The sequence below is a fragment of the Burkholderia sp. BCC0097 genome (genome assembly GCF_902832985.1).
GTDB classification, from domain to species: Bacteria; Pseudomonadota; Gammaproteobacteria; order Burkholderiales; family Burkholderiaceae; genus Burkholderia; species Burkholderia orbicola.
In genome coordinates, this window is the sequence record NZ_CADFDM010000002.1 from 136,148 (window position 1) to 159,372 (window position 23,225).

The window sequence follows — 23,225 nt, forward strand, 5'->3', positions numbered from 1 at the left end:
GCATGTCCATCGATTTCGCTTTTCTCCTCGATACGCTGCGCCAGCTGCTCGCGGCCGTGCCGACCACGCTCGGCCTGTTCTTCGCATCGCTCGTCCTCGGCGGCCTGCTGTCGCTCGTGATCGTCACGATGCGCGTGTCGCCGCGCTGGCTGCCGAACCGCTTCGCGCGTGCCTACATCCTCGTGTTTCGCGGCTCGCCGTTGCTGATCCAGATGTTCCTCGTGTATTACGGGCTCGGCCAGTTCGGCGTGATCCGCGAGAGCTTCATGTGGCCGCTGCTGCGCGAGCCGTACGTCTGCGCGGTGCTGTCGCTTGCGCTGTGCACGGCCGGCTACACGGCCGAGATCCTGCGCGGCGGGCTGATGGCCGTACCGGTCGGGCAGATCGAGGCCGGGTATGCCATCGGCCTGTCGGGCTTCTCGCTGCTGCGGCGCGTGATCGGCCCGATCGCGTTGCGCCAGTGTCTGCCGGCGTATTCGACCGAAGCCGTGCTGCTCGTCAAGTCGACCGCGCTGGCGAGCCTCGTCACGGTGTGGGAAGTGACGGGCGTCGCGCAGCAGATCATTCAGCAAACCTACCGGACGACCGAAGTGTTCGTCTGCGCGGCCCTCATCTATCTGGGCCTGAACTTCATCGTCGTGCGCCTGCTCGGTGCGCTCGAATGGCGGCTCTCGGGGCACCTGCGTGCGCCGAAGCCGTCCGGCCCGCCCGCCGCGGCGACCCGCAATGCCCAGCGCGTCGCGCCCTGAGCGCCATTTTTTCCAGGAGAATCCGATGAACACCGCTGCTCCCGTTGCGCTGTCGGTCAGAAACATCCACAAGTCGTTCGGCGATCACCATGTGCTGAAGGGCATTTCGCTCGACGCGCACGAGGGCGACGTCATCTCGATCCTCGGCGCGAGCGGATCGGGCAAGAGCACGTTCCTGCGTTGCCTGAACCTGCTCGAGACCCCCGACGACGGTTCCGTCGCGCTCGCGGGCGAAGAGCTGGCGATGAAGCGCGCACGCGACGGCAAGCTGCATCCGAGCGACCGGCGCCAGGTCGACCGGATCCGCTCGCAGCTCGGCATGGTGTTCCAGAACTTCAACCTGTGGTCGCACATGACGGTGCTCGACAACCTCGTCGAAGGACCGCTGCGCGTGCAGAAGCGCAGTCGCGCGGAAGCGGTGGAGGAGGCCGAGGCGCTGCTCGCACGCGTTGGCCTCGCGGACAAGCGCGGCTACTATCCCGCGCACCTGTCGGGCGGCCAGCAGCAGCGTGTCGCCATTGCCCGCGCGCTGGCGATGCATCCGAAGGTGATGCTGTTCGACGAACCGACGTCGGCGCTCGACCCGGAGCTGGTGGGCGAGGTGCTGCGCGTGATGCGCTCGCTGGCGGAAGAGGGGCGCACGATGCTGGTCGTCACGCATGAAATGGGCTTTGCACGCCACGTGTCGAACCGCGTGATGTTCCTGCATCAGGGCGAGGTCGATGCGGACGGGACGCCCGACGAAGTGTTCGGCGGCCAGACCTCCGAGCGCTTCCGGCAATTCGTGTCGAGCCACCACGACCGCACCACGAACTGAGGCTGCCATGACCGTATTCCGTGCGGCGCGGCCGCTCGACTGGCGACAGGTTGCGGCGGTGGCGGCCGGCGAGCCGCTGGCATTGGCCGACGAGACGCGCGCGCGGGTCGTGGCCGCTCGCGAACTCGTCGACGAGATCGTCGCGCGCGGGATTCGCGCCTACGGCGTCAATACCGGCGTCGGCGCGCTGTGCGACGTGATCGTGTCGCCGGCCCAGCAGAGCACGCTGTCGCACAACATCCTGATGAGTCACGCGGTGGGCGTCGGCATGCCGCTCGGCGCGGCCGAAACGCGCGCGATCATCGCGGCCGCGATCAACAACTATGCGCACGGGCATTCGGGCGTGCGTGCCGACGTCGTCGACCAGCTCGTCGCGCTGCTCGAGCACGATTGCCTTCCCGAAGTGCCGGCGCACGGCTCGGTCGGATACCTGACCCACATGGCGCACGTCGCGCTCGTCTGCGTCGGGCACGGCCATGCGCGCCATCGCGGCGAACGCATCCGCGGCGACGAGGCGCTGCGGCGCATCGGCCGCGAACCGCTCGTCCTCGGCGCGAAGGAAGGGTTGAGCCTCGTCAACGGGACGCCCTGCGTCACGGGGCTGGCGGCGCTCGCGCTGGCCCGCGCGGAACGGCTGCTCGACTGGGCCGACTGGATCGCGGCGATGAGCTTCGAGAACCTCGGCGGGCAACTCGCCGCATTCGATCCGGCTTCGCTCGCGCTGCGGATTTCGCCCGGTATCGGGCAGGTCGGCGCTCGTTTGCGTGCGCTGCTGGCGGACAGCGGCATGCTTGCCGCGGCGAGCGGCCGGCATACGCAGGACCCGCTCAGCCTGCGCACGATTCCGCACGTGCATGGCGCGGCGCGCGACGTGTTCGACGTCACGGCGGAGGTCGTCGATCGCGAACTCGCATCGGTCACCGACAATCCGATCGTCGCCGGCACGCGCGAGGCGCCGGCCGTGCATTCGCAGGCGCATGCGGTCGGCGCCGGCATCGCGCTCGCGATGGACAGCCTCGCGAGCGCGATGGCGCAGGTCGCGGCGATCGCCGAGCGGCGGCTCGACCGGCTCGTGAATCCGCTCGTCAGCGGGCTGCCGGCGTTTCTTGCCACGCCGGGCGGCAGTTGTTCGGGTTTCATGATCGCGCAGTACACGGCGGTCGCGCTGGTCGCGCAGAATCAGCGGCTCGCGGCGCCGGCGAGCCTCGACGGCGGCATCACGTCGGGGCTGCAGGAAGATCACCTGTGTCATGCGACGCCGGCCGCGCTGAAAGCGCTCGACATCATCGAGAACACGACGCGCGTGCTCGCGATCGAGCTGCTGGCCGCCGCGCAGGCGTACGATCTGCAGCCGGGCGAAACGGGGCGCGCGGCATCGACCGACGCGCTGTGGCGACACGTGCGCGAACGCGCGCCGGCGTATCACGACGACCGGCCGCTCGCGGACGATATCGCGATCGCGGCCGGCATCGTCGCCGGTGTGCCGCCGTCGTTGCGATGACGACGGTCAACGGCGAGCCGATCACCCCACATTCATTCGGTCGAGGGCGCATGAGCGAAACGGAACGCAGACTTTCCGCCCGGCAGGCGTCGGCATCGGCCGACACCGTGCCCGCGCGGGCATTGCCGGCCTACCAGCAGATCAAGCGCTACGTCGTCGAGCGGATCGCGAAGGGCGACTGGAAGCCCGGCGGCGCGATCCCGACCGAGGCGGAGCTGGTCAAGGAATTTGGCGTGGCGCGGATGACGGTGTCGCGCGCGCTGCGCGAACTGACGGCCGAGCGCGTGCTGACCCGCATCCAGGGGGCCGGCACGTTCGTCGAGCGCCGGCATTACGAGTCGACGGTGCTGGAGATCCGCAACATCGCGGACGAGATTGCCGAGCGCGGCCACCGGCACAGTGCGCGCGTGCTGCTGATCGAGCGCAGCGTCGACCCGGACGCGATCGATGCGCTCGGGTTGCGCGCCGGGCCCGTGTTTCATTCGCGTATCGTCCATTACGAGGAGGACGAACCGATCCAGTTCGAGGATCGCTACGTGAATCCGGCGTTGTTTCCCGCGTATCTGGAGCAGGACTTCACGCTCGAGACGCCGAATCACTACATGGTGCGACTGGCGCCGATCCAGCGTGCGGAGTTCCGGATCTACGCGGAGAAGCCTAATGCGCAGGTGCGTCGGCATCTCGTGATGGAAATCGGTGAGCCGTGCTTGCTGTTGCGACGCCGCACGTGGGTCGGCGATCAGGTCGCCACGTCGGTCAGGCTGTGGCATCCGGCGTCGCGGTTTCACCTGGCGGGCAACATGTAGGGAAGCGGGGTGGCCCGTTTGCCGCGGCAGCCGTGCTGGCCGGTGCCGCCGCATCGGGCGTGACGGAGCCCTGTCGTACCTGCATCGAAAGGCGATACACTGCGCGGGTTCCCGATTCGGTCGGGAGCATCGGGGAACCGGGCGACCGCATCGCGGCGCCGGCGCGGATCGCGCGACGGACCCTGACTCATGCGAAAAAATCGAGAGAAAGAGAGAGGGCCCATGCTGACACGTCTTCGTAACGGCATCCTTCGCGCACAGGACCTGCGCGAATCCGGAGCCGCTTTGCCCACCCAGCGCCCGTCGATGGCGTGCGAACTGGTCGACCTGAGTGCGAAGCGCGCGACGTGGCGCGTTCCCGTGCCGAACCAGGCGGACTGCTATCTGAAGGCCGAGCCGGGCGGCGCGGAGCGGTTCGTCGTCCATCTCGACGCGGAGACGTTCTATCGCCGCTGGCTCGAGACGAGCCCCACGTTCCCGAAACAGAATTCGCAGGATTGCGTACCGCGCCGCGCCATGTCGCTCGACAGCAAGTTCGCGACGGCGGCCGCCGCGTTCAGAAGCGGCCGCGACGCACCTGTGACGTTGCCGTCGGTCGGCTACTGGGCGGCGGCAAGCGGCTACGAGGTTGCGATGAGCGACGGCATGACGCGTACCTTCTGGCTGCTCGCCCATCGCGTACGGTCGTTTCCGGTCAGCGTGGCCGACGCGAGCTGGGCGACGATACTGAACGGCCTGGCCGGCATCGGCGTGGCGCCGATCACGTTCAGCGAGCTGTTCAGCCGGCGCGCATAAGCGCGAGGCCGCCGCGCGGCGCGCATCGTCCGGCTCGATTTGACACCTGACGCGGCCGCCGATTAAAGTCGGGCCGCGGGGCGGTGGGTCAAGCACACGCCCGGAACAGGCAGCCGATGTTCCAGGACCACGGGGCTACCCCGTGGATCAGATCGATACACCGATGCGTCGCAAGTGCGCATGTTGCGCGTTGCGCAACGACCGCTCTCGCAGCACCAGCCACGTTGACTCATCGTCCCGCCCCTCTCCGTCCATGCACTCATCCCTGCGCGACACCACCCGCACGATTGCCGAGGCGATGCTCGCCGGTTCGCCCGGACGCGACGGCGTCGTCGCGCGGATGGCCGCCGTGCTCGGCGAAGCGCCGCCGTGGACGCACGAATGCGCGGACCTCGCGCTTGCCCGCTTCGGCGCGGACTGGGCCGATACCGACACCGACGCGCTCGCGGCGATCCTGGCCGAGGCGCCCGCGTTCGTGCGCGCATGGCATGGCGACCGTCGGCCGGTGGTGATCCGCATCGTGCGGCGGCCGCTCGTCCAGCGACCGTTGCCGGCGCCGCTCGCCGGCTGCGACGTGCCGTACTGGCCGACGCCCGGCGATCTCGCCGGCTGGCTCGGGGTAAGCGTGCCGGAACTCGACTGGCTGGCCGATCACTGGCGTGTCGACGCGCGCAGCAGCGCCACGCCGCTGCATCACTACACGTACGTCGCGGTCGACAAGCGCAGCGGCGGGTGCCGCCTCGTCGAAATCCCGAAGGGGCGGCTGCGTGAAGCGCAGCGCCGCATCCTGCACGGGCTGCTCGATCGCATCGCGCCGCACGGCGCGGTACACGGCTTTCGCAAGGGGCACGGGATCGTGTCGTTCGCGGCGCCGCATGCGGATCGCGAGGTCGTCGTGCGCTTCGATCTCGCGGATTTCTTCGTGTCGGTGCGCGCCGCGCGCGTCCATGCGCTGTTCGCGACGCTCGGGTATCCGGCCGAAGTCGCGCGTACGCTCACCGGGCTGTGCACCAATCGCGTGCCGTCGGCGCGGCTGCTCGCGCCGGATCTGCGCGACCGGTTCGACTGGGTCGGCCGCCAGCGCTATCGCGAACGGCATTTGCCGCAGGGAGCGCCGACGTCGCCGGCGCTCGCGAACCTGTGCGCGTTCCGGTTCGACCTGCGGCTTGCCGCGCTCGCGCGTTCGCTCGATGCGACCTACACGCGCTATGCGGATGATCTCGCGTTCTCCGGCGGCGGCGCGCTCGCGCGCGACATCGAGCGGCTGCAGATCCGGGTCGCCGCGATCGCGCTCGAGGAAGGTTTCGCGCTGCAATTGCGCAAGACCCGCGTGATGCGGCGCGGTGTGCGCCAGCAACTGGCCGGCGTGGTCGTCAACCGTCACCCGAATCTGGCGCGCGACGCGTTCGATCGCCTGAAGGCCATCCTGACCAATTGCATCCGGCATGGCCCGGCGTCGCAGAACCGCGACGCGCATCCGGATTTTCGTGCGCATCTGGCCGGACGCATCGCGCATGCGGCGGCGTTGAACGCGGCGCGCGGCGCGAAGCTGCGCGCGCTGTTCGACCGGATCGCGTGGGAGCCCGGCGGCGCCGACCGTTGAACCGTCGGGCCCGCGCGACGCCGGTCAGCGACTTCTGCATCACGACGCCGCGCACTGCTATCATTCGCGCCATGCCGCGCCCGTGCCATGCGCGGCGATCATTTGCCGCTGCCGTTCGCCCCTTGCATGCGTACGCGGCGCCGCCTTTGCCGGCCTGGCCCTGTCTGTCAGTGACGCACGACGTCGTTTAGTGCGCATCGCGCAATCATGCCGGCTCAGGTGGACGATTCACCTATTTGACAGCCCCGATCGGCTGAACTTCGTGGTAGGTTCGGCCATCGGAGCTTTTTGCAAAAACATGCCCAAAGAGGATGAATACATGACCCAGGCCCTGCAGGAACTCGAAGCACAACTTCGGGACCTGAACATCAAGCTGTCAGAGGCGAAGCAGAAGGAGAAGCAGGCCGCGCTCGCGGCGTTCAAGGAACAGGTCGAGTTGCTGGGAATTTCGCAACAGGAAGTGCTGAGCGCGCTCGGCTACATCGTCCAGCGCAAGCGCAAGGCGCCTGCCAAGTACTACGATCCGTCGACCGGCCGCTCATGGTCGGGGCGCGGCCCGCGGCCGAAATGGCTCGAAGGCAAGGATCTCGAAACGCTTGCGGTCGATCGCGAGGCCAAGACCTGGTGGCCCGGGGACGATCAGGGCTGAAGCCCGTCGCATCGCAAGGCCATCCGGCGCCGCCCGGTTCGCGCGGGCGGGCCGGCCGGCGATCCTCCGCCCGCCCGCTGTCTTTCATCCGGTGTCCGGCCTGATCGCGACATCGCCGGCCTCGCCGCCGCACCGGATCGACGTTTTCCCTTCTTTTTTCTCTTTTCCGTTCGTTGCCTGTCATTTTCCGCCTGCCGCCCCGCCAGCGCGGGCCGACGTGCGTCCGCCCCCGTCGTTCGCGGGCACAGGCCTTAGAATGTCGCCGGACATTCGTGGCAGGACACCATGGCAGCAAACATGAAATCTTCGGCGCTCGGCGGCCCGTCGACCCCGCGCGTCGAGCAGGTCGGGGCGTACGCGTGGAAAGCGCTGGCCGGCTCGGCGATCGGCTATGCGATGGACGGCTTCGACCTGCTGATCCTCGGCTTCATGCTGCCGGCGATCACGGCGGCGCTGCACCTGACACCCGGGCAGGGTGGTGCCCTGGTCACGTGGACGCTGATCGGCGCGGTCGCGGGCGGCATCGTGTTCGGCGCGCTGAGCGACCGCTACGGGCGCGTGCGGGTGCTGACCTGGACGATCCTGCTGTTCGCGATCTTCACGGGCCTGTGCGCATTCGCACGCGGCTTCGAGGATCTGCTCGTCTATCGCACCATCGCGGGCATCGGCCTCGGCGGCGAGTTCGGGATCGGCATGGCGCTCGCGGCCGAAGCGTGGCCTGCAGCCAAGCGCGCCCGCGTGTCGTGCTACGTCGCGCTCGGCTGGCAGGTCGGCGTGCTGCTGGCCGCGCTGCTGACGCCGTTGCTGCTGCTCCACATCGGCTGGCGCGGCATGTTCGTGGTCGGCGTGCTGCCCGCGCTGCTCGCGTGGGTGATGCGCAACAAGCTGCACGAGCCGGAAGCGTTCGTGCAGCGCGCGACGCAGCCGAAATCCAACGCGTTCCGCATGCTCGTCGCCGACGGCCGCACCGCGCGCACGAGCGTCGGCATCGTGATCCTGTGTTCGGTCCAGAATTTCGGCTACTACGGGATCATGATCTGGCTGCCGACCTTCCTGTCGAAGCAGATGGGCTTCTCGCTGACGAAATCGGGGCTGTGGACGGCGGCGACCGTCGTCGGGATGATGATCGGCGTGTGGGTGTTCGGCCAACTGGCCGACCGCATCGGCCGCAAGCCGACGTTCCTGCTGTACCAGCTCGGCTCGGTCGTGACGGTCATCGCGTATGCGCGGCTGTCGGACCCGACGGCGATGCTGTGGGCCGGCGCGCTGATGGGGATGTTCGTCAACGGGATGGTCGGCGGCTACGGGACGCTGATGTCGGAAGGCTATCCGACGGCCGCACGCGCGACCGCGCAGAACGTGCTGTGGAACATCGGCCGTGCGGTCGGCGGCTTCGGCCCGGTCGCGGTGGGCGCGCTCGCCGCGCACTACTCGTTCCAGACGGCCATCGCGCTGCTCGCCGGCCTCTATGTGCTCGACATGGTCGCGACGCTGTTCCTGATCCCCGAGCTCAAGGGCGTCGAGCTCGAATGAGCACGGTGCGCGCATGCACCGCCACGAATTCACCGGAAACCACGATGCAACGGAACAACAGGACGATCGGCGTGATGGGCTCGGGCAAGGAGCCGTGGCTCGCGTTTTCGGAACCGCTCGGCGCGTGGCTCGCGCAGGCCGGCTTCAACCTGCTGACGGGCGGCGGGCAGGGCGTGATGCTGGCGGTCGCGCGCGCGTTCACCGGCGTGCCCGGTCGCGCCGGCCGGTCGATCGGCATCCTGCCGACACAGGCCGATCCGGTCGCGGGCTTCGTGCCGCTCGACGGCTATCCGCATCCGTTCGTCGACATCCCGGTCCTCACGCCGCTGCCGCGCCGCGAACCGGGCGCCGCGCCGGGCACGATCAACCGCAACTACGTGAACGTGCTGAGCAGCGACCTGATCGTCGCGCTGCCGGGCGGGCCGGGTACCGCCGAGGAGATTGCGCTCGCGCAGCGCTGGCGCAAGCCGCTCGTCTGCTTCGGGCCGGACGGTGCGTTTCGGTCGCTTGTCGCGGACGCGGTGTGCACGTCGTCGCTCGACGATGTGATCCGGTTCATCGACGATGCGTTTGCGGCGGAGCAGGCGCAGGCGGGTCGATAGTTCGGGGGGCGATGCGATTCCTTTCGTCGGGATGCGCGTGTGTCATTCAAGACGAGAACGCATGACGACATGCGCAGCGACGGCGTCCGCCGATCTCAGCCGCCGGCCGGCCCGGGCCGGCTGAAGCGCTGTTCGACGACCTCGGTCCCCCACTGCGTGCCCGCGGATTCGCTCGTCAGCGCAAAGCCGAACGACTCGTACAGATGGCGTGCGGCATCGAGCCCCTTGAAGGTCCACAGATAGGTTTCGCGAAACCGGTGCTCGTCGACGAAACGCATCGCGAGCGTCATCAACCGACGCCCGACGCCCGAGCCGCGCAACGCGTCGTTGACGATGAACCAGCGCAGGTGCGCGACGCCCGTCGCCGGGTCGCCGTCGATCGCGAGCGACGCAAGCGTCCGGCCGTCTTCCTGGCACAGCCAGAGCGCCTTGCCGTCGGCCGGCAGCGCACCCGCGAAGGCGGCCAGCTCGGTCGCCACGCGCTGTTCGAAGAAGGCGCCGAAACCCCAGTGTTCCGCATAGAAGCGCGCGTGCAGGCTCGCGATGTCGCCGATGCAGCCCGGCTGATAGCCGTCGCGAATCGACGGCGCGTCGACGGGCGCGACGCTCGCCCTGGCCGCGTTGTCCTGGGCGAGCGCATCGGCATACAGCGCGAGCGAACGCAGCAGCGCTTGCTGGTCGGCCGGAATCATGCGGCGCAGCGCATTCGACACCTGGTCGGTCGCGAACGTGTCGATTCTTTTCTGAAGCTTTTTGCCTTCGGCGGTCAGGTACAGCTCGATCGCGCGCGCGTCCTCGCTCGACACGCGCCGCTCCACGACACCGGCCGCTTCGAGCCGCGCGAGTTGCCGGCTCGTGTTCGACTTGTCGAGCCGCAGGATCGCGCCGAGATCCTTCGCGTTGATGCCGGGCGCCATCCCGATCTCGAGGATCGCGTGCACGGCCGACGGCGCCCAGTCGCTGTCGGCCAGCGTCGCGCGCATGAAGCCGAGTTCGCGCACCAGTTTGCGCGAGAAGTCGCGCAGCTCGAGGATGGTCGCGTCGCGCGGCTTGGCCGGTGCGTCGATGAGGTCCATGGTTGCCCCTGAAAGGTTGCGTATCGCAATCAATAATAGTTGCGAGTCGCAACTTGAGCAAGGCGGATTTTCATGTGGACCGCCTGCTTCGGGGCGGCGCTTGCGCGCGGCCGGACGGCCAGGCCGCCGAGACGTGGGGTCGGCCGGAACGGCGCGCTCGTGACAGGTACAGAAGCGGATGGCCCGGCGCGGCGAAGTGGCCGCATACTGGCCGGAGCTGGCCGACCTGCGAGCAGGGCCATCGACCGATCCTCGATCGACGGCCGCGGACCACGGAGATCACCATGAACAAGCTGTTGCCGATGACGATCGCATTGCTCGCCGGGAGCGGCATCGGAGCGGCGCCGCTCCATGCCGCCGGCGCGATGGACGCGCCGCCCTGCAGCGCCGCGCATGCGGCGGATCAGGCAGGCGGGAACGGCGCGATGCCGGGCACCTCGGTCCGCAGCTTCTCGACCGCCGGGTGTTCGGGCGCGGTATTGCAGGGCGACCAGGCTACTGCGACGGTCGACGGCGACAGGGTCGAGTTGCGCGACGGCGTCGTCTATGTGAACGGGCGATCCTATGGCGCGGTCACGCCGGCGCAGACGGTCGAATACGAGGCCGCGCGCGACCGGCGCACGTTGAAGGTCGACGGAAAAGTCCGCACGCCGCAGCGCTGATGCGGATCGCGTGTGCCGGAAAGCCGGATGACGGTTTTCGTGCTAGCGTTTTTCGCCGCGCGATGCTCGAACGAACACGATGACATTTTCCGCAACGCGCGGCGTCGATCCGCTTCCCGAAGCCGGCGCCACGGCGCCACGGTGCGCCGGCCCGGGCGCGGCTCAGGACGTGGCGACCGCCGCAACCGCCTCGGCCGGGCTGCCCGGCGGTTGGCCGGTTTGCCGGCGCGATCGGCCCGAGCTGAGGTACGCGGCGATCGAATCCTGCGTGATCTCGCCGAGCCATGCACCGTCCGGGTCGAGCACCGGCATCCACGACACACTGTACTGATACATCTTCGACAGCACGATGCGCAGATTGTCGTCCGCCGCGACGCCGGCCGGGAATGGCGTCACGCGTTCGCCGCACACGCCGCCGCCGTCGGTGCGTGCCGCGCGGCGCGTCACGTAGCCGAGCGCCCGGCCCGCGTCGTCGAGCACGGTCAGATAGCGGCAGTCGGTTTCGTCCATGACCGCCAATGCATGTGCGAGCGGCGTATCGACGCGCGCCGTTTCGGGTTGCGTGGCGGCGTCGCCGGCCTTCACGAGCAGCAGGCGCTTGAGCGTGCTGTCCTGGCCGACGAACTGCGCGACGAACTCGTCGCGCGGGCGCGCCAGCAGCGTGTCGGGGTGATCGTACTGCACGAGCTGGCCGCGCCGGAACACGGCGATGCGATCGCCCAGCTTGATCGCTTCGTCGATGTCGTGGCTCACCATGATCACGGTCTTGTTCAGTTGCCGCTGCATCTGGAAGAACTCGTTCTGGATCGATTCGCGGTTGATCGGATCGACCGCGCCGAACGGCTCGTCCATCAGCAGCACGGGCGGATCGGCGGCCAGCGCGCGAATCACGCCGATGCGCTGCTGCTGGCCGCCCGACAGCTCGCGCGGATAGCGTTTCAGGTACAGCTTCGGGTCGAGCGCGACCATCGACATCAGGTCGCGCGCGCGTTCGGCGCAGCGCTTCTTGTCCCAGCCGAGCAGGCGCGGCACGACGGTGATGTTTTCCTCGATCGTCATGTTCGGAAACAGCCCGATCTGCTGGATCACGTAGCCGATGTGGCGCCGCAGGTCGACTTCATTGAGTTGCGCCGTATCCTCGCCGTTGATGAGCACGCGGCCCGAGGTCGCGGCGATCAGCCGGTTGATCATCTTGAGCGTGGTGGTCTTGCCGCAGCCCGACGGGCCGAGGAACACGCAGATTTCCCCTTCGGGCACCGACAGGCTCACGGAGTCGACCGCGCGTACGGCCTGGCCGTCCTTGCGCGTGAAGGTCTTGGTCAGTTTGTCGAGTTCGATCATGTCTTCTGCACTCCCTTCGGTGTCAATGCACGTTGCAGCATCTGCAGCAGCCGGTCGGCGACGATCGCGAGCAGGCTCACGAGCACCGCGCCCACCAGCAGCTTCATCATGCTGCTCTGTCCGATCGCACGCAGGATCAGCGTGCCGAGGCCGCCCGCGCCGATCACGGCGGCGATCGTCATCACGCCGATGTTCATCACGACCGCGGTGCGCACGCCCGCGAGAATCACGGGCACCGCCAGCGGCAGCTCGACGAGGCGCAGGCGCTGCCACGACGTCATGCCGATGCCGGTGCCGGCTTCCTTGATCCCCGCCTCCACGTTGTGCAACGCGAGGTAGGTGTTGCGCATGATCGGCAGCAGCGAGTAGAGGAACACGGCGGTGATCGCGGGTGCGGCGCCGATACCCTGGCCGAAGCGCGAGAACAACGGGATCATCAGGCCGAACAGCGCGATGGACGGCAGCGTGAGCACGAGCGTGGCAATGCCGAGCAGCGGGCCGGCGAGCCAGTCGTGGCGATTGATCAGGATGCCGAGCGGTACGCCGGCGACGATCGCGCAGCCCACGGCGATCGCGACGAGCCACACGTGCTGCAGCGTGAGTTGCAGCAGCTCGGGCCAGCTCGAAGCGAGATAGTCGAATACGCTCATCGGTTGCTCCTTCAAGGTAGCGGGTGGGTGCGCAGGAATTCGTCGGCGACGTCGCGCGGCGATTTGCCGTCGAGGTCGACCGCCTTGGCCATCGCCTGCATCGCGTCGTTGTCGAGCGCGGCCGACAGCGCGTTGAGCTGCGCCGCGAGCTTCGGGTTGTGCGCCAGCGTGCTTTGGCGGACCACCGGCGTCGCGTTGTACGGCGGGAAGAAGTGCCTGTCGTCCTCGAGCGGCACGATGCCGAAGCCCTTCACGCGTCCGTCGGTCGTATAGACGAGGCCGATCTTCAACTGGTTGTTGTGCAGGGCCGTATAGACGAGCCCCGGGTCCATCTGCTTCAGTTGCGCGCGGCTGAACTGCATGCCGTAGGCGGCGAGCAGCGGCTTGAGGCCATCGGGGCGATTCGCGAATTCCGCGTCCATGCCGAACACGTAATGCTTCGCCGCCGGATCGGTCCTCAGGTGCTCGGCGAGCTGCGACACCGTCCGGATGCCGGTGGCCTGCGCGAGCTGGCTCGGCAGGCCGAGCGCGTAGGTGTCGTTGAGCGGCGACGCGTCGAGCCACACGAGCCCGCGCGGCACGTCGAGCGCCTTGACGCGCCGGTACATTTCCTCGGGCGACAGCTTGTCCTGGATCTTGTTGTAGACGAGCGCCGCGGTGCCCGTGTAATCCCACATCAGGTCGAACTGGCCGTTCTCCAGCGCGCTGCGGGCGAGCGTACTGCCGAGCCCGGCGCGGACTTCGACGTCGTAGCCGCGCGAGCGCAGATACTGCGACGTGAGTTCCGCGAGCACGTATTGCTCGGTGAAGTTCTTCGCGCCGAGCACGAGCTTCGCGGCGAATGCCGGCGTGCTGGCCGCGACGCACAGCGCACTGGCGGCGCACAGGCGTGCGAGCGATCGAAGGATGCGATGAAGCGTCATGCGGCACCTCCATGGCGTGCGAGCCAATGGCGGCTGCCGGCCGCGACGATGCCGTCCAGCACCAGTGCGAGGATCGCGGTGAGCGACGCGCCGAGCAGCAGCAGCGGCTGGTTGTCGAGGTAGATGCCGGGGAAGATCAGCGAGCCGAGGCTGTCCGCGCCGATCAGGTACGCGAGCGGCGCCGTCCCGACGTTGATCGCGAGCGCGGTGCGCACGCCGCCGACGATGATCGGCAGTGCATTGGGCAGTTCCACGCGAACCAGCGACTGCCAGCCGGTCATGCCGATGCCCTTGGCGGCTTCGCGCAGCGCGGCCGGCACGTTCTTCATGCCTTCGTAGGCATTGCGCGTGACGGGCAGGAGCGACGCGAGGAACAGCGCGACGATCGCGGGCACGTTGCCGATGCCGAAGATGCCGAGCGCGATGGCGAGCACCGCGAGCGACGGGATCGTGTTGCCGATGTTGAAGACCTGCATGAAGCGCTCGGCCTGATGCTGGAATCGCGGCCGGCTCAGCAACACACCGGCCGGCACGCCCACGGCGATGGCCAATGTCATCGAATAGACGACCAGCAGCATGTGCTGGCCCGCGTAGTAGGCGAGATCGTCCGCGCGCTGATGGAACGTTTCGGCGCCGATGCCGCGCGCCAATGCCCATCCCACGGCGATGATTGCCACCAGGCTGCCCACCAGCTGGACAGTGCGTCGAGTCATGAAGATACGCCTCCTCGATTCGGTGCGGCGCGCGCAGGCGCTCGCCGCGATGACGCCGCATGGCGTCGCGATGGAAGTTCGTGATCCCGGCATGGCCGCGATTGAACTGACGGAAACAGTGCTGCCGGCTGCACCGAGGTGCGGCTGGCGGTCGGGTGAACGCAACGACGCGTTCGTCTGATTGTCAGGTTCAGCCCGGCGGCGCCGTAACGGCAAGGCACGTTCGAGCAGGGCACCGTCCTGTGAAGACGGCATGGATGCGGGCGGCTGGAAGCCGACCGCTGGGGCCGGAGGCCCCTTTGACGTGGCGAAACGGATGCATGCGCAACGAAGTGCGAAATGACATCACGTTGCGCACGAGATCATGCGTTTTGTGATGAAGTTGACGCGAGTATAGAACAATCGATAAATCGCGTCTACCCGGGGGTGATCGCGGCGACGCGTCGCCGGGAGCGCGATAGCGAAGCGCGGGGTGCGTAAAAATTGATTCGAAGGCCGAATCGGTTCGGTAAAACCGCCGTCGCGGCCCACGCGTGCCGATCACGTTGGTCGGCAGTCGCGCGATCGTCGGCGCGGTCTTCCCGCGCATGCCGAGTGCCGCGCGATATTCGACGACTTCGATTCCCGCGACGCGCGTGAACGACGAATACCGCGCATCGGATTCACGCGTCCACGTCCGACTCCGAGCGCGGCGTCTTGCCGGTCCAGCGCCGATACGCATGACGGAAGCTGCGCGGTTCGCTGTAGCCGAGCCGCTCGGCGATCGCGGCGACCGTCAACGCATGATCGTCGAGCAAGCGCACGGCTTCGTCGCGGCGCACGTCGTCCAGCAACGACTGGAACGTGATGCCGTCCCTGTCGAGCCGTCGACGCAGCGTGCGTTCGGTCAGATGGAGCGCGCTGGCGAGCGCCGTCATCGACTTGAAGCGCACGAGGTCGCGCGCCATCAACTCCTTCGCGCGATCGGCGAAGCGCGTGCCGACCGACGCGGCCCACTGCCGTTCGAGCACTTCGCACTGGCCGTGCAATGCATTGAAGCTGACTTCGTTCGCGAGACGCGGCGCCTCCGTGCCGTCCACGGACGTGAACACGAGCCGGTTGTCGGCCGCATTGAAGACGACCGGGCAGCCGAAGTGGCGCGCATAGTCGGCCGCGTTGCGCGGCGTGCGGCGCGCGAGCAGCACCTGCTCGGGCCACACCGGCTTGCCGACGAGATCGGACACGATCAGGCGCAGGCTCGACAGGCACATGTCGGCCTGGAACACCTCGAGATCGGGCTCGCCGTTGTAGCGGCCGATGGTCACGCTCATGCCGCCGGCGTGCGCGTCGACGCGCACGTCGAAATACAGTCCCATGAACAGCGGAAACTGGCCCATGCAGCGGAACGCCTGCATCACGGAGCCGCTGATCAGCATCGCGTAGCCGGCGAGACCCAGCGTCGATACATGCAGCCGCGCGCCGATCGACAGCCCGATCGACGGCACGCCGCTGCAGCGCAGCAGGTTGCGGAAGCAACGTTGCTCCTGGCCGCGATTCACGTGCAGGTTCGGCGACGCGACTTCGTCCGCGCCCAGCCCGGTGCCTTCGAGCAGCGCGGCGCCGTCGATGTGCCGCACGCGGCACTCGTCCAGCGCGACCGCGATCGCGTGGACCGTGGCGGGAATGTCCTCCTGGCGTCCGGCCGGGCGCGCGAGGCCGAGCGCCGAACGCAGGCTGCGCTCGGCCCGACTCTGGTTTCGTTGGGAACGATTGTCCATGGTGCCGATGCGGTGACGGGGTCGCACAGAACATAGCCGGAATGTCCGCAAAACGCCAGTGCGGCACAGCAGCATGCAGGGCGGAACGGCGCGATGCGCGACCACATGTCCGGAAATATCCCTCGATTACGTCCGCTTTTCTCATTCGTCGTCGATTTTTTTGGCGCACCACACTTTCTTCCAGTCGTGCCCCGCCGGCAGCGCCGGACGCACGCGTGTTGAAGTCATGGACGCCACCCACGTGAGGACAGCATGGACAACGACAGGTCAGGTCGAACCGCATCGGCCGCCGCGATGCATGACTTCGGCGCGGATGCGCAGCGCGGCGACATGGACGCACGCAAGCCGCATCTGCTCGGACTCTCGACGCTGGTGATCTTCGGCCTCGCATACATGCTGCCGATGACGGTATTCACGACCTACGGCCTCGTCACGAGCGAGACGAACGGGCATCTGACGGCCGCGTACGCGGTCACGCTGATCGCGATGCTGTTCACCGCGCGCAGCTACGGCCACATGGCGCGGCTGATGCCGAGCGCCGGGTCGGCCTATACGTTCGCGAGCCGCAACTTCGGTACGTCGGCCGGCTTCATGGTCGGCTGGGCGTTGCTGATGGATTACCTGTTCATCCCGATGATCAGCTACCTCGCGATCGGCATCTACATGAAGCAGATCTTTCCGGCGGTGCCGGCCAGCGTGTGGATCGTCGGCAGCATCGCGCTGATCACCGGGCTGAACATCGTCGGCATCCGGCTCGTCAATCGCGTGAACCTGATCCTGATCGCGAGCCAGCTCGTGTTCATCGCGGTCTTCGTGATCGCGTCGGCGCACGTCGCGGCCGGCGAAGGGCTGTCGATGGCCGTCGCGTTGCCGTCGTCCGGCGATGCACGCGCGATCTTCGCCGGCTCCGCGATCCTGTGCCTGTCGTTCCTCGGCTTCGATGCGGTCACCACACTGTCGGAGGAAACGCGCGAGCCGCGGCGCACGGTGCCGCGCGCCATCCTGCTCTGCACGCTCGCGAGCGGTCTGCTGTTCATGCTGATCGCATATGTCGGGCAACTGGTGTTTCCCGACTGGCACGCGTTCAAGGATCTCGATTCGGCGAGCCTCGACCTGATGCGGCGAGTCGGCGGCCGCACGCTGTCGGCGTTCTTCGTGGCGGTGTACGTGGCCGGCTGCTTCGCGAGCGCGATGGCGGGTCAGGCGAGCGTGACGCGCGTGCTGTTCGCGATGGGCCGCGACCGCGTGCTGCCCGAATCCGTGTTCGGTCATCTGCATGCGCGGCTGCGCACGCCGGTGCGCGCGACGCTCGCGGTTGGCGTCGTGTCGCTGTCCGCGCTGTTCGTCACGCTCGATCTTGCGTCGACGATGATCAGTTTCGGCGCGCTCGTCGCGTTCGCGATCGTGAACCTGTGCGTGATGCGCAGCTATCTGGGCCGGCCGGAGCATCGCCACGCCGGGGGCTGGATCGCGTACGGCCTGATGCCGGCGATCGGCTTCGCGATGAACGTGTGGCTCTGGTCGGGGCTGTCGCGCCAGACGTTCTATGTCGGCATCGGCTGGCTCGTGCTCGGGCTCTGCCAGCTCGTCTGGCTGACGCGCGGCTTCACGCGCCCGGCGCCGACGCTGTCGATGAATTGAATGGCCGGCTGCGCGATGCCGGTTTTGAAACCCTGAAGGAGGAGTGATCCATGCACGCTGTTGACGTCAATTCCGCTGCGGACCTGCAGGCGCTCGGCAAGCGCCATCTGCTGATGCACTTCACGCATGCCGATGCATACCGCGAGAACGCGCTGACCGTGTTCGACCGCGGCGAAGGCTGCTGGCTCGTCGACCGCAACGGCAAGCGCTATTTCGACGGGCTCGCCGGGTTGTACTGCGTGCAGGTCGGCTACAGCCACGGCGTGGAGATCGGCGATGCGATCCGCGAGCAGATGGCGCGGCTGCCCTTCGCGACCAACTGGGGCGTGGGCCACGAACCGGCGATCCGGCTCGCGCACCAGCTCGCCGCGCTCGCGCCCGAGGGCTTGAACCGCGTGTTCTTCACGTCGAGCGGCTCGGAGTCGAACGAGTCGGCGATCAAGCTGGTGCGCCAGTATCACCAGTCGCGCGGCGAGCCGCAGCGGCGCAAGTTCATCGCGCGGCGCGTCGCGTATCACGGCACGTCGTTCGGCGCGCTCGCGTTGAACGGGATGACGAACTTCCGCAAGCATTTCGAGCCGCTGATGTCGGGCGTGCGCCATGTGGGCAACACGAAGCGCTACGGGCGCCCGGCGGGCGAGACGGAAGCGCAGTTCACGCGCCATCTGCTCGACGAGATCGAATCGCTGATCGTGCAGGAGGGGCCGGACACGGTCGCCGCGATCGTCGTCGAGCCGTTGCAGAACGCGGGCGGCAGCCTGACGCCGCCGGCCGGCTACGCGGCCGGCCTGCGCGACATCTGCGACCGCCACGGCGTGCTGCTAGTGGCCGACGAGGTGATCTGCGGATTCGGCCGGCTCGGCGAGTATTTCGGGTCGGCGCGCTACGGGCTGAAACCGGACATCATCACGTTCGCGAAAGGCATCGCGTCGGGTTACGTGCCGCTCGGCGGCGTGATCGCGAGCGATGAGGTCGTCGACACGGTGCTCGACGGGCCGCAGCAGATGTTCCTGCACGGCGCGACGTACGGCGGCCATCCGGTCGCGTGCACGGCCGCGCTCGCGAACCTCGCGATCATGGAGCGCGAGGGCGTGCTCGCGAATGTTCGGAATAACGAAGCGGTGTTTCGCCAGACGCTCGACGGGCTGCTCGAGCTGCCGTGCGTCGGCGACGTGCGCGGCGACGGCTATCACTACTCGCTCGAACTCGTGACCGACAAGGCCGCGCGCCGCTGGGCGGCGGCCCTCGGCGCGCAGGCGTTCGTGTCGACGATACTCGCGCCGGCGATCTTCGACGCGGGGCTGTTGTGCCGCGCGGGCGTCGACCACGAAGGCACGCCGATCCTGCAGTTCTCGCCGCCGCTCGTGATGTCGCGCGACGAGATCGTCTGGTTCGTCGCGCGGATTCGCGACATCCTCGTCGAGTCCTGCGCACGGGCGACGCGCTGAGCGGTAGCCTTCATTTCAGGAGCATTCGATGCGAACGTCACAACAGTCCTACATTGACGGCCAGTGGCTCGATCCGGCCGACGCGCGATCGATCGACGTGATCGACCCGGCCACCGCGCGGCCGTATGCGCGGCTCGCGATCGGCGGCGCGGCCGATGTCGACCGTGCGGTCGGCGCGGCGCGGCAGGCCTTCGACACATATTCGCGCTGGTCGGTCGACGAGCGCGTCGCGTTGCTGAAGCGCATCCTCGAGATCTACCAGCGCCGCTACGAAGAGGTCGCGCAGACGATCAGCCAGGAGATGGGCGCGCCGATCGCGTTCGCGCGGGCGATGCAGGCCGCGGTCGGCACCGCGCATCTCGAACAGACGATCCGCGCGCTGCAGTCGTTCCGCTTCAGCACGCAGACCGGTTCGCTGCTGGTATCGCACGAGCCGATCGGCGTGTGCGCGCTGATCACGCCGTGGAACTGGCCGATCAACCAGATCGTGTGCAAGGTCGCGCCGGCGCTCGCGGCCGGCTGCACGATGGTGCTCAAGCCGAGCGAGATCGCGCCGTTCAGCGCGATCCTGTTCACGGAGATCCTGCACGAAGCGGGCGTGCCGCGCGGCGTGTTCAATCTCGTGCACGGCTATGGGCATGAAGTGGGCGACGCGCTGTCGCGGCATCCGGAGGTCGACATGGTGTCGTTCACGGGTTCGACGCGCGCGGGCGTCGAGGTCGCGAAGGCGGCGGCCGATACCGTGAAGCGCGTGCACCAGGAGCTCGGCAGCAAGAGCCCGAACCTGATCCTGCCCGACGCGGACATCGAGGATGCCGTCACGCGCGGCGCGCGCAGCTGCTTCAGCAACAGCGGGCAGTCGTGCAACGCGCCGACGCGCATGCTCGTGCACGTCGATCATCTGGCGCGGGCCGAGCAGGCGGCGCGCCGGGAAGCGGAACGTACCGTCGTCGGCGATCCGCGGTCGACGGAAACCGGCATCGGGCCAGTGGTCAGCCGCACGCAGTTCGATCGCATCCAGCATTTCATCCGGCTCGGGATCGAGGAAGGCGCGACGCTCGTCGCCGGCGGCCCCGGCCGGCCGGAGGGGCTGACGGCCGGGTTCTACGTGCGGCCGACGGTGTTTTCGAACGTCACGCCGCGCATGACGATCGCAACCGAGGAAATCTTCGGGCCTGTATTGGCGATCATGACCTACCGGACCGAGGACGAGGCCGTCGCGCTCGCGAACGATTCGGTCTACGGGCTGGCGGCCTACGTGCAGTCGACGGATCTCGAACGCGCACGCCGGATCGCGGCGCGGTTGCGCGTCGGCAATGTTCACATCAACTACCCGGCATGGAACCCGGCCGCGCCGTTCGGCGGCTACAAGCGCTCGGGCAACGGGCGCGAATACGCGGAGTTCGGCCTTGTGGAGTATCTGGAAACGAAGGGCACGACCGGGTACACGGAAGGCGGCGCGTGATGACGATCTGATCGCCCGCGCGAACCGCATGGCGATTGCATTCCTGCCGATGCCGGTGCCGGTGCCGGCGCGGCGCTCAGCGGCAACGGCCCGGCACATCGCGGCACCCTGGCGCAGGAGAAGTCCTCGGGCCGTCGCGAAGCGGTCGGCCCTTGCCGCCCTCGACGCCACGCCGCATGTGCCGCCGCTCAGCGTTCTTCCGGGTCCGCCGCGGCCGTACCGGATTCGGCGACGGGTGCGGCGGCGGCCCGCCGGCGGATCTCGGAATCGAGGATCAGCCGCCCGCGCAGCTTGCCTTTCATCCGCTTCACATGCTTGGGCGCTTCGGTCATGTGCTCGACCATCAGCGCACGGACGCGTTCGGCATCGCGCTCGCGCGCGGCCTGCAGGATCGCCTTGTGGATCGACACGTTCGCTTCGCCGAAGCGCTTGTGCTCGGCGAGCGGCGTATCGTTCCGGAACTCGATCAATTGCCGGATCATCTCGTTGATCAGTTCGCAACTGAAGCGCAGGAACGGATTCGGATTCGCGGCCGCGAGGATGTCGTGGAACGTCGTGTCCTCCTGCCGCTGACGCAGCATGCGGCCGCGATCGTGCACGCCCGACCCGCCGTCGCAGCACGCGATGTTGGCTTCCAGCGCCGCGAAGTCACGCTCGGTCAGGTGCGGCACGGCGCCGGCAGCGAGCTCGGGTTCGAGCAGCTTGCGCACCGTATAGATGTCGTCGATCGTCACGTCCTTGAAGAACAGGTAGTTCTGCAGCAGCTGAAGCGTGCGGTCGAGCGGCACCTCGACGACCATCCCGCCGCCCGACGGCCCTGTCGTGACCTTGATGAGCCCCTGCACCTCGAGCGATTTCAGCGCCTCCCGGATCGTGCTCTTGCTCACCGCATAGAGCTGCTGCAGCTCGGCCTCGCGCGGCAGGCGGTCGCCCGGCTTCAGGTCCTTCTCGGTGATCAGCCGCTTGATCTCCTCGGCGACGAGGTCGGCCCGCTTCGGCTGCTTGATTTCGACCGCGAGGCCCGCACTGGCTCGGTCCATGACCATCTTCACGACTCCTTTGTCTGACCGCGCGCCCGCGTCATCGTCGACGATCGGTCCCGGCGCGGGTACGGAATTTTGCCTGATTGACACCAATTTTGATCAACTCTAGCATCAGGTTCATTCTATTTATCATGATAAATAGGATCAACCGGCGGCGCGCATCGAAGAGTGGCGTGGGCACGGTTTGGCAGTCGGTCGTATCGCGTGTGTCCCCCTCATGAGGAGCGTCAACTTGAATCGCCGAGAACTGTTGAAACTGGCCGCGCTGTCGGCCGTGCCGGGTGCGCTCGGCAGCATGTCGTCCCGGGTCGCGTTCGCGCAGGGCGCGCCCATCCAGCTCGCCTGCCCGGTGCCGATGTCCGGCCCGTTCGCCGCCAACGGCAAGTACGCCGATCTCGGCATGCAGCTCGCCGTCAAGCAGTACGGCAAGGTGCTCGGCGCGCCGCTCGCCTATACGGCGCTCGACACCGAGGGCAAGCCCGCGACGGCCGTGCGGCGCGTGCAGGAGATCGCGCAGCAGAAGGGCGTGCGTTTCTTCGCGGGCGGCATCCTGTCGTCCGAATCGCTGGCGATGGGCAAGGAAGTCCAGAAGGCGGACGGCGTGTTCATCACGACGGCCGGCGCGGACGAGATCACCGGCAAGGACTGCAACGCGGCGACGTTCCGCTGGTCGGTGCCGACCTTCGGCGCGATCGAGCAGACGGTGCGCCCGTTGATCCAGATGCTGCCGAAGGCGAAGCGCTGGTACACGATCACGCCGCAATACGTGTTCGGCGATGGCCTGCTGTCGGCCGCGAAGGCGGTCTTCAAGGAGAAGGGCATCGAGCACGTCGGCAACAGCTATCACTCGCTCGCCGAAAAGGAGTTCAGCGGCTACCTGACGAACGCGGCAGCCGCGCAGCCGGACGTGCTGCTGATCCTGAACTTCGGCTCGCAATCGTCGGACACGCTGCGTCAGGCCGTCAGCTTCGGGATGAAGCGCAACTGCACGATCCTGCTCGCGTGGGCGTCGGGCCTCGAGCAGTTCGAGGCGCTCGGGCCGGACATCTGCGACGGCGTGTATTTCGGCGCGCAGTACTGGCACGGCATCGATTCGCCGCTGAACCGCGATCTCGTGAAGCGCGCGAACGCCGCGTTCAAGGCGAACCCGAACTACAGCCTCGCGGGCTCGTACATCTGCTCGAAAATCCTGATCGACGCGATGGTGAAAGCCGGCAGCGCCGATCCGAAGAAGGTCGTCGCGGCGATGGAAGGGATGAAGTACGACGGCCTCACGGGCCCCGAGGAAATCCGCAAGGGCGACCACCAGGTACTGAAGAACTACTACCTGCTGAAGGGCAAGCCCAAGAGCCGGATGAAGAACGCGGACGACTATGCCGACATCGTCAGTTCCGGCCAGTCGTTCCTGCCGCTCGACAAGACGGGCTGCAAGCTCGCATGACGCCGTGCAT

General features: G+C 67.8%; 22 protein-coding genes. 15 read left to right on the forward strand and 7 right to left on the reverse strand.

The genetic code is table 11. From position 1 onward, the window contains the following. Positions 1-2: 2 nt before the first annotated feature. The 9 genes from HWX07_RS05840 (at position 3) to HWX07_RS05880 (ending at position 9,055) form a co-directional block, all read left to right on the forward strand. Entirely contained in the window at positions 3-749 is a 747-nt protein-coding gene (locus HWX07_RS05840; protein ID WP_175875575.1) for an ABC transporter permease subunit, read from the forward strand. A 25-nt stretch (positions 750-774) separates the two neighbouring features. After that, positions 775-1,566, forward strand: a complete 792-nt coding sequence (locus HWX07_RS05845; protein ID WP_059579354.1) for an ATP-binding cassette domain-containing protein — start codon at positions 775-777, stop codon at positions 1,564-1,566. Positions 1,567-1,573: 7 nt separating this feature from the next. Beyond that, complete coding sequence (gene hutH, locus HWX07_RS05850) at positions 1,574-3,067, forward strand: histidine ammonia-lyase (RefSeq protein WP_006481066.1); 1,494 nt, start codon at positions 1,574-1,576, stop codon at positions 3,065-3,067. 50 nt (positions 3,068-3,117) lie between these two features. Beyond that, on the forward strand, positions 3,118-3,873 hold the full coding sequence (hutC, locus tag HWX07_RS05855) for a histidine utilization repressor (protein ID WP_011549290.1): 756 nt from the start codon (positions 3,118-3,120) through the stop codon (positions 3,871-3,873). Positions 3,874-4,095: 222 nt separating this feature from the next. Beyond that, entirely contained in the window at positions 4,096-4,668 is a 573-nt protein-coding gene (locus tag HWX07_RS05860) for an Osa protein (protein WP_175875576.1), read from the forward strand. A gap of 253 nt (positions 4,669-4,921) precedes the next feature. Further along, entirely contained in the window at positions 4,922-6,271 is a 1,350-nt protein-coding gene (locus HWX07_RS05865; protein ID WP_175875577.1) for a reverse transcriptase family protein, read from the forward strand. 319 nt (positions 6,272-6,590) lie between these two features. After that, on the forward strand, positions 6,591-6,920 hold the full coding sequence (locus HWX07_RS05870; protein WP_011549287.1) for an H-NS histone family protein: 330 nt from the start codon (positions 6,591-6,593) through the stop codon (positions 6,918-6,920). A 285-nt stretch (positions 6,921-7,205) separates the two neighbouring features. Next, on the forward strand, positions 7,206-8,453 hold the full coding sequence (locus HWX07_RS05875; RefSeq protein ID WP_175833320.1) for an MFS transporter: 1,248 nt from the start codon (positions 7,206-7,208) through the stop codon (positions 8,451-8,453). 44 nt (positions 8,454-8,497) lie between these two features. Continuing rightward, a complete protein-coding gene (locus tag HWX07_RS05880; RefSeq protein ID WP_244129935.1) occupies positions 8,498-9,055 on the forward strand; it encodes a DNA-binding protein in 558 nt (185 codons plus the stop codon). Positions 9,056-9,150: 95 nt separating this feature from the next. On the opposite strand, the gene HWX07_RS05885 is transcribed toward HWX07_RS05880, so the two are convergent. After that, complete coding sequence (locus tag HWX07_RS05885; protein WP_175875579.1) at positions 9,151-10,131, reverse strand: helix-turn-helix domain-containing GNAT family N-acetyltransferase; 981 nt, start codon at positions 10,129-10,131, stop codon at positions 9,151-9,153. Between the two features lie 284 nt (positions 10,132-10,415). Between HWX07_RS05885 and HWX07_RS05890 the strand changes: the two genes are divergently transcribed. Then, positions 10,416-10,793, forward strand: a complete 378-nt coding sequence (locus tag HWX07_RS05890; RefSeq protein ID WP_175875580.1) for a sugar ABC transporter ATPase — start codon at positions 10,416-10,418, stop codon at positions 10,791-10,793. A 162-nt stretch (positions 10,794-10,955) separates the two neighbouring features. On the opposite strand, the gene HWX07_RS05895 is transcribed toward HWX07_RS05890, so the two are convergent. The 4 genes from HWX07_RS05895 to HWX07_RS05910 are packed head-to-tail and all read right to left on the reverse strand — an operon-like array spanning position 10,956 to position 14,420. Beyond that, positions 10,956-12,134, reverse strand: coding sequence for an ABC transporter ATP-binding protein (locus tag HWX07_RS05895; RefSeq protein WP_027808150.1), 1,179 nt, complete (start codon positions 12,132-12,134; stop codon positions 10,956-10,958). Beyond that, complete coding sequence (locus HWX07_RS05900) at positions 12,131-12,784, reverse strand: ABC transporter permease (RefSeq protein WP_006481104.1); 654 nt, start codon at positions 12,782-12,784, stop codon at positions 12,131-12,133. Before HWX07_RS05900 ends, HWX07_RS05895 begins: the two co-directional genes overlap by 4 nt. 11 nt (positions 12,785-12,795) lie before the next feature. Beyond that, positions 12,796-13,707 (reverse strand): glycine betaine ABC transporter substrate-binding protein, encoded by a 912-nt coding sequence (locus HWX07_RS05905; protein WP_175875581.1) that lies wholly within the window; start codon positions 13,705-13,707, stop codon positions 12,796-12,798. Beyond that, positions 13,704-14,420, reverse strand: coding sequence for an ABC transporter permease (locus HWX07_RS05910; protein WP_012337081.1), 717 nt, complete (start codon positions 14,418-14,420; stop codon positions 13,704-13,706). Before HWX07_RS05910 ends, HWX07_RS05905 begins: the two co-directional genes overlap by 4 nt. Between HWX07_RS05910 and HWX07_RS05915 the strand changes: the two genes are divergently transcribed. Beyond that, positions 14,419-14,601 carry a hypothetical protein gene (locus HWX07_RS05915; RefSeq protein WP_175875582.1) on the forward strand — a complete coding sequence of 61 codons (183 nt, stop codon included), beginning with the start codon at positions 14,419-14,421 and terminating at the stop codon, positions 14,599-14,601. The two genes, HWX07_RS05910 and HWX07_RS05915, sit on opposite strands and share 2 nt — an antisense overlap. Positions 14,602-15,082: 481 nt before the next feature. Here HWX07_RS05915 and HWX07_RS05920 read toward each other — a convergent pair whose 3' ends face one another. Continuing rightward, complete coding sequence (locus tag HWX07_RS05920) at positions 15,083-16,177, reverse strand: AraC family transcriptional regulator (protein ID WP_175875583.1); 1,095 nt, start codon at positions 16,175-16,177, stop codon at positions 15,083-15,085. A gap of 252 nt (positions 16,178-16,429) precedes the next feature. On the opposite strand from HWX07_RS05920, the gene HWX07_RS05925 reads away from it, so the two are divergent. From HWX07_RS05925 to HWX07_RS05935, 3 genes are read left to right on the forward strand one after another with little or no spacing between them, the layout of a single operon-like run. Then, entirely contained in the window at positions 16,430-17,818 is a 1,389-nt protein-coding gene (locus HWX07_RS05925; RefSeq protein ID WP_175875584.1) for an APC family permease, read from the forward strand. Between the two features lie 50 nt (positions 17,819-17,868). Continuing rightward, the gene (locus HWX07_RS05930) at positions 17,869-19,266 is read left to right on the forward strand and encodes an aspartate aminotransferase family protein (protein WP_175875585.1); all 1,398 of its coding nucleotides are present in this window, start codon (positions 17,869-17,871) and stop codon (positions 19,264-19,266) included. 28 nt (positions 19,267-19,294) lie between these two features. Continuing rightward, positions 19,295-20,731, forward strand: coding sequence for an aldehyde dehydrogenase family protein (locus HWX07_RS05935; RefSeq protein WP_175875586.1), 1,437 nt, complete (start codon positions 19,295-19,297; stop codon positions 20,729-20,731). Between the two features lie 188 nt (positions 20,732-20,919). Here the strand turns inward: HWX07_RS05935 and HWX07_RS05940 are convergent, their stop codons facing one another. Next, a complete protein-coding gene (locus HWX07_RS05940; RefSeq protein WP_175875587.1) occupies positions 20,920-21,777 on the reverse strand; it encodes an FCD domain-containing protein in 858 nt (285 codons plus the stop codon). A 229-nt stretch (positions 21,778-22,006) separates the two neighbouring features. Here HWX07_RS05940 and HWX07_RS05945 point away from each other — a divergent pair, with 229 nt between their 5' ends. Then, on the forward strand, positions 22,007-23,215 hold the full coding sequence (locus HWX07_RS05945; RefSeq protein ID WP_023476392.1) for an ABC transporter substrate-binding protein: 1,209 nt from the start codon (positions 22,007-22,009) through the stop codon (positions 23,213-23,215). Positions 23,216-23,225: the final 10 nt, after the last annotated feature.